This is a genomic window from Anaeromyxobacter sp. PSR-1, from assembly GCF_000964525.1.
In the GTDB taxonomy this organism is placed as follows: domain Bacteria; phylum Myxococcota; class Myxococcia; order Myxococcales; family Anaeromyxobacteraceae; genus Anaeromyxobacter.
In genome coordinates this window covers 21,746-28,187 of the sequence record NZ_BAZG01000043.1, presented here as the reverse complement: position 1 = coordinate 28,187, position 6,442 = coordinate 21,746, and the positions used below count along the sequence as shown (strand labels likewise).

At 74.8% G+C, this 6,442-nt stretch carries 7 protein-coding genes; 3 read left to right on the top strand and 4 right to left on the bottom strand.

Annotated features, from left to right (window positions below):
* The 3 genes from PSR1_RS09230 to gltX all read right to left on the bottom strand — a co-directional run.
* A partial coding sequence (locus PSR1_RS09230) for a glutamine--tRNA ligase/YqeY domain fusion protein (RefSeq protein WP_059437313.1) occupies window positions 1–1,579 on the bottom strand: 1,579 nt, incomplete at its 3' end.
* 76 nt (window positions 1,580–1,655) lie between these two features.
* Window positions 1,656–2,162, bottom strand: a complete 507-nt coding sequence (locus tag PSR1_RS09225; RefSeq protein WP_059437312.1) for a hypothetical protein — start codon at window positions 2,160–2,162, stop codon at window positions 1,656–1,658.
* A gap of 58 nt (window positions 2,163–2,220) precedes the next feature.
* Window positions 2,221–3,639, bottom strand: coding sequence for a glutamate--tRNA ligase (gltX, locus tag PSR1_RS09220; protein WP_059437311.1), 1,419 nt, complete (start codon window positions 3,637–3,639; stop codon window positions 2,221–2,223).
* A 34-nt stretch (window positions 3,640–3,673) separates the two neighbouring features.
* On the opposite strand from gltX, the gene PSR1_RS09215 reads away from it, so the two are divergent.
* Window positions 3,674–4,180, top strand: a complete 507-nt coding sequence (locus PSR1_RS09215; RefSeq protein ID WP_059437310.1) for a hypothetical protein — start codon at window positions 3,674–3,676, stop codon at window positions 4,178–4,180.
* Window positions 4,177–5,199, top strand: coding sequence for a peptidase M10 (locus PSR1_RS09210; protein WP_059437309.1), 1,023 nt, complete (start codon window positions 4,177–4,179; stop codon window positions 5,197–5,199). Before PSR1_RS09215 ends, PSR1_RS09210 begins: the two co-directional genes overlap by 4 nt.
* Window positions 5,200–5,232: 33 nt before the next feature.
* Here PSR1_RS09210 and amrB read toward each other — a convergent pair whose 3' ends face one another.
* Window positions 5,233–6,030 carry an AmmeMemoRadiSam system protein B gene (amrB, locus tag PSR1_RS09205; protein WP_059437308.1) on the bottom strand — a complete coding sequence of 266 codons (798 nt, stop codon included), beginning with the start codon at window positions 6,028–6,030 and terminating at the stop codon, window positions 5,233–5,235.
* Window positions 6,031–6,058: 28 nt separating this feature from the next.
* Here amrB and PSR1_RS09200 point away from each other — a divergent pair, with 28 nt between their 5' ends.
* Window positions 6,059–6,433: a PleD family two-component system response regulator gene (locus PSR1_RS09200; RefSeq protein WP_059437307.1), complete on the top strand. Its 375-nt coding sequence runs from the start codon at window positions 6,059–6,061 to the stop codon at window positions 6,431–6,433.
* Window positions 6,434–6,442: the final 9 nt, after the last annotated feature.

The following is a 6,442-nucleotide window of genomic DNA, read 5'->3' as shown; positions in this document are numbered from 1 at the left end:
AGCCCTGGCGGAGGAACTGGTAGCGGCTGCCGGGCAGGGCGTCGCGCAGCGCCGGCTCGACGCGGGCGCCCTTCGCGACCGCCAGCGAGCCGGGGTTGAGCGCGGCGATGAAGTCCTCCTCCGCGTCGGGCTGCTCGACCGCGAACAGCCGGTCGTACATGCGGACCTCCGCCGGGACCGACAGGTGGGCGTGGACCCAGTGCAGCGTGCCGCCGGCCCGCCGGGTCGCGCCCTCGCCGGTCCGCGAGGCGGAATCGTAGGTGCAGCGCAGCGCGCGCACCTCGCCGCCGGGGCCGCGGACCACGTCGTCGCAGCGGATCACGTAGGCGCCGGCCAGGCGGACCTCGCGCCCGGGCGCGAGCCGCTTCCAGTCCTTGGGCGGGTCGAGCGCGAAGTCGTCCCGCTCGATGAACAGCTCGCCGCCGAACGGCACCTTGCGGCTGCCGCCGCGCTCCGGCTCGCCGGGCCACCAGGGCAGGTCGAGCTCCTCCACCTTGCCGGCCGGCCAGTTCTCGATCGACACCGCCAGCGGGTGCACGACCGCCATGGCGCGCGGCGAGCGCCGCTCCAGGTCGGCGCGGATGGCGAACTCGAGCTTGCCGATGTCCACCAGGCTGTTGTTCTTGGCGACGCCGATGAGGTCCGCGAAGTCGCGCAGCGCCTCCGGCGTCACCCCGCGCCGCCGCATGCCGGCGACGGTGGGCATGCGCGGGTCGTCCCAGCCCGACACGCGCCGCTCGTTCACCAGCCGGAGCAGCTTGCGCTTCGACATCACCGTGTAGCCGAGCGCGAGCCGCGCGAACTCGTACTGGCGCGGCCGCGGATCCCACGGGCCGGTGTGGTCGAGCACCCAGTCGTACAGCTCGCGGTTGGACTCGAACTCCAGCGTGCAGATGGAGTGCGTGACGCCCTCGCAGGCGTCCTCCAGCGGGTGCGCGAAGTCGTACATCGGGTAGATGCACCAGGCGTCGCCGGTCCGGTGGTGGCGCGCGTGGCGGACGCGGTACAGCAGCGGATCGCGCATGAGCACGTTGGGGTGGCTCATGTCGATCTTCGCGCGCAGCACCGCGGCGCCGTCGGGGAACTCGCCCGCCTTCATGCGGCGCAGCAGGTCGAGGTTCTCGGCGGCCGGGCGGTCGCGGAACGGGCTGTTCACGCCGGGGCGGTCGAAGCTGCCGCGCTGCTCGCGGATCGCGTCCTGCGACTGCGTGTCGACGTAGGCGAGCCCCTCGCCGACCAGGCGCTCGGCGCAGGCGTACATCCGGTCGAAGAAGTCGGAGGCGAAGTACAGGTGGCCGCCCCAGTCGCCGCCCAGCCACCGGACGTCTTGCTGGATGGCCTCGACGTACTCGGTGTCCTCGGTCACCGGGTTGGTGTCGTCGAACCGGAGGTGCGTCCGGCCGCCGTAGGCGCGGGCCAGCCCGAAGTTGAGCAGGATCGACTTCGAGTGGCCGATGTGCAGGTAGCCGTTCGGCTCGGGCGGGAAGCGGGTGACCACGCGGCCGCCGTTCCGGCCGGCGGCCAGGTCGGCCTCGACGATCTCCGCGAGGAAGTTCCTGGGGCGAGGGGCGTCGCTCATGCAGCCAGAGGTGGTATCCCACCGGGCCTTGCCCCGCAACCCGCTGGCGGCCCGCCCGGCGGGCCGGCGGCGCGCCCTAGTCGACGTCCATGTCCACCCCGGCGATCCCGGGGTCGGCGGTGGCGGCGCAGCGCAGGTCCCGCGTCCAGCCCCGCACCGCGCCGCGCACGCCGAGGCTGGCGCCCAGCTCGAGGGACAGCATGGTGACGTCGCCGGCGACCCGCGCGCCCGGCGCCGTCTCGACCCGGCCGCCCAGCGCGGTCGCGTCGCCCGCCACCCGGGCGCCCTCCTGCAGGTGCACGTCGCCGCCGAGGCTCGTGACCTCGCCCGCGGTGCCGCCGCGCTCCACCACCACGTCGCCGGCCAGGGCGACCGCCTGGTCCACGTGGCCTCCGGCGCGCACCACCACCCGCCCGCGCAGCGCCACCGCCTCGTGGACCCGCTCACCCGGGCCGATCACGAGGTCGTGGTCCTGGGCGAACCGCCCGGAGGAGCCGATCCGGACGCGGCAGTCGGCGCCGCGCGCCGGCAGGGCCGCGGCGAGCGCGGCGGCGAGGAGGGGGGCGGCGAGGCACGTGCGCATGGGGGGCTCCCGGGTCGGTGACCGGGCCTACGCACGGCGCGCGCCGATATTTCGGCGCCTACCCGGCGATCCCGTGGAGCGCCTCGTCGAGCCGCCTCAGCGTCTCGTCCTTCCCGAGGATCTGCACCACGTCGTACATGCCCGGGGAGGCGGTGCCGCCGGTGAGCGCCACGCGGACCGGCTGCGCCACCTTGCCCAGGCCCACCCCGCGGCGCTCCGCCTCGCCGTGGAACACCTGCTCGACGGCCTGGGTCTCGAGCGCGGGGAGGGCGGCGATGGCGTCGCGGACGGCCTGGAGCACGGGCTTCGTGTCGGCCGTCAGGAACTTGGCCTTCGCCTTGGGGTCGAGCGCGATGGGCGCGTAGAAGTAGCGGAACTGCTGCACGTACTCGCCCAGCGTCCGGGCGCGCTCGCGCGCCACCGCGCAGACGTGGCGCAGCTTCTCGTCGTCCTCGGCGGGCAGGCCGGCGGCGCGGAAGTGCGGCAGCGCCAGCTTCGCCAGCTCCTCGGGCGAGAGCCGCTTCAGCCACTCGTGGTTCACCCAGGCCATCTTCTCCGGGTTGAACACGCCCGCGGTCGCGCCCACGTCCTTCAGGTCGAAGTAGCGGACGAGCTCGTCGAGCGTGAAGAGCTCCTGGTCCCCGTGCGACCAGCCCAGGCGGACGAGGTAGTTCACCACCGCCTGGGGCAGGAAGCCCATGTCGCGGTACGCGGTGACGCTGGTCGCGCCGTGGCGCTTCGAGAGCCGGGCCTTGTCCGCGCCCAGGATCATCGGGAAGTGCGCGAACGTCGGCACGGGGTACCCGAGCGCCTCGTACATGAGGATCTGGCGCGCGGTGTTGTTCACGTGGTCGTCGCCGCGGCCGACCAGGTTGATCTCCATGGTGATGTCGTCCACCACCGCGCCGAAGTTGTAGAGCGGCACGCCGTCGCCGCGCAGGATCACCTCGTCCTGCAGCGTGTCGTGCGGCGTCGAGATGACGCCCTTCACGAGGTCGTTCCAGCTCGTCGCGCCGGCGTCCGGCACGCGGAACCGGATCACGTGCGGGCGCGAGGGATCGTAGGGCGCGTCGCGGCAGGTGCCGGGGTAGCGGAACTGGCGCTTCTGGGCCTCGGCCTGCTTGCGCTGCGCGTCCAGCTCCTCGCGCGTGCAGTAGCACGCGTACGCCTTGCCCTCGCGGATGAGCCGCTCGGCGTGCGCCTTGTAGAGATCGAGCCGCTCGGTCTGGAAGTAGGGCGGGTGCGGCCCGCCGACGCCGGGCCCCTCGTCCCAGTCGAGGCCCAGCCACCGCAGCCCGTCGAGGATGGCGTCCACGGCGAGCTGCGTGGAGCGCTCGCGGTCGGTGTCCTCGATGCGCAGCACGAACGTGCCGCCGTTGCGCCGCGCCCACAGCCAGTTGAAGAGCGCCGTCCGGGCGCCGCCGATGTGGAGGTAACCGGTAGGGGAGGGGGCGAAGCGTACGCGGGGCTTGTCCATGGCGGGCGCAAGCTACCATAGCTACAATCGGCCGGTGCACAGAGCGCTCGCCCTGTTCCTCGCCGCGGTGGCGCTCCCCGCCGCGGCCGCGACCTTCCGCTCCACCACCATCGAGGAGGCGGCCCGCTCCTCCGACGCCGTCGTCCGCGGCCGCGTGAAGCGGCAGGCGTCGCGCGTCGAGGCGGACGGCCGCCGCATCGTCACCGACGTGGTGATCGCGGTCTCGAGCGCCTGGAAGGGAAGCCCCGGCGTGCGCGTGACGGTCACGGTGCCGGGCGGCGTGGTGGGCGACGTCGGGATGTGGGTGAGCGCGGCGCCGCGCCTCGCGGACGGCGAGGAGGTGGTGCTGTTCCTCTACCGCCGCGGCGGCGGCTGGCGCGTGAACGGGCTCGCGCTCGGGAAGTTCCGCGTGGACGGCGACCGGGCCGAGCCGGACGTGGACGAGGACGAGCAGCTCGCCGCGCCGCTGCGCGCCGGCGAGGCGCGCATCGCCCGGACCTCCGTCGCCGAGCTGGAGCGGCGGGTGAGGGCGGCGCGATGAGCGCGCGCGCGATCGCCGCGGCCCTGGCGCTCCTCGCCGCGTGGCCGGCGCAGGCCTACAAGCGGTCCTGCGCGACGAACGACAAGCTGACCGTCTGCTTCTACTGGCCGGATCCGTCCGCCGTGACCTGGAAGGTGAACCCGGTGCGCGGCGGCAGCTCCCCGAGCTGCGACGCGGCCGCCGGCGCCGATCCCGCGGTGCAGGCGGCCCAGGCCGCGTTCGCCGCCTGGGAGGGCGCCACGCGGGCGGGCGAGGGCGCGCCGTGCGCCCACCTCTCGCTGCCGTTCGGCGGGACCACCAGCACCGCCATCGCGCAGACGGGGATGGGGACGAGCGCCGAGCACCTGGTGGTGTTCCGCAAGGGCTGGTGCTCCGACGTGGCCGCGGCACATGCGGATCCGTGCTGGGCGACCGCGTCCTGCAACAACACCTTCGATTGCTTCGACGACGAGGGCCCGGGCGGCGGCCAGGGCGGGCTGGGCAAGAGCGTGCTCGCCATCACGACGGTCATCTACAACCCGAACTCGGGCGCGATCCAGGACGCCGACCTCGAGGTGGCGGACTGGAGCGGCGCCGGCGCCGGGACGAGCATCGTCGGCGCGTCCGATGGCTGGTACTTCACCTGCGGGAGCGACTCGACCCTGGGGCAGACCTGCGCGACCTACGGCCAGGCGAGCTGCGGCTACGAGGACCTGCAGAACACGCTCACCCACGAGGCCGGCCACTTCATCGGCCTGGCGCATCCGTGCGACGGCAAGGCGTGCCCGGGCACCTCCTCGCCGGACGTGACGATGTACCCGACCGCCCCGCCCAAGGAGATCCAGAAGCGGACGCTGGCGCCGGACGACGTCGAGGGCGTCTGCGCGATCTACACCGCGGCGGGCCCGGTCCAGGAGATCAGCGGGAAGAAGAGCGGCGGCGGGTGCGGCGCGGGCGGCGACGGTGGCCTGGGCGCGCTGCTGCTCGCCGGCGCGGCGCTGCTGCAGCGCGTGCTCCTCCACCGCTCTTCCCGGGCGTAGCGCGGCCGGCAGGCCGCGCGGGGTCGAGGGAGCTCAGCGCACGACCACGCCGGCGTAGCCCACCACCGCGTCCTCGTCGCCGCTCACCTCGCCGGAGTGCGCGTAGCGCACCAGCTCGGCGCCGGTCGCGCCGAGCGCGCGGGCCGCCACCAGCATCACCGTGGCCGGGACGATGCCGCACATGGTGATCCCCTCGCGGCGCACCACCTCGTAGAGCCCCTCGGCGTCGAGCGCGAGCAGCCGGTCCAGCGCCCGCCGGTCGCGCCGGCGGGCCTCCGCGGCCGGGAGGTAGTGGCTCATGTCCGAGGACGCGACCACCAGCGCGCCGGCCGCCCGCGCCGCCGCCGCCACCGCCGTCCCGAGCGCCTCGCACTCGGCGAAGGAGAGCGGCCCGAGGCACAGCGCCGCGATGGCGACGTCGGGCCGGGCGCGCTGGAGGAACGGCACCTCGACCTCGAGCGAGTGCTCGCGGAGGTGGGCGAGCCGGTCGCCCTCGACGCCGGGCGCGGCGGCGAGCGCGGCGGTGAGCTCCGGGTCCACCGGCACGGTGCCGAGCGGCGTGCGCCACGCGCCCCCGGGCCACAGCGCCGCGCCGGCGTGCCCGAGGCCGGTGTGGTTGGGGCCGAGGACGATGGCGCGCGGCGGCACCGCCACGCGCGCGAACGTCGCGCCGGCCACCGCGCCCGAGTACACGTAGCCGGCGTGCGGCACCAGCACGCCGAGCGCCGGGGCGGGCGCGGCGCCGGCCGACAGCCAGGCGTCCACCTCGGCGGCGAGCGTCGCCGCCCGGGCGTCGTAGAACGCTCCCGCGACCGCAGGCTCCCGGACCATGGCGCGATCGAGTATAACGCCCGGGATCATGGGCAGCCGGAAGGTCCTCATCGTGGACGACTCGAAGGCGGTGGTGGACGCGCTCACCGTCGCGTTCGAGGACGCCGGCTTCGAGGTGGCCACCGCCGCCGACGGCGAGGAGGTCTTCCGCAAGATGGCCTCGGTCGAGCCGGACGCGGTGCTGCTCGACGTCTACATGCCGCGGCTGAACGGGGCAGACGTCTGCCGCCTGCTCAAGGCGCACCCGCACTGGCGGAAGACGCACCTCGTGCTCATGTCCTCGCGCATCGGCGAGGCCGAGCGGGACGCCTACCGCCGGCTCGGGGCGGACGAGGTGCTCCGCAAGCCGTTCGACCCGGCCGCCGCCGTCGCGGCGGTCGTGGGCGCCGCGCCGCGCGCGTGACGGCGCGCC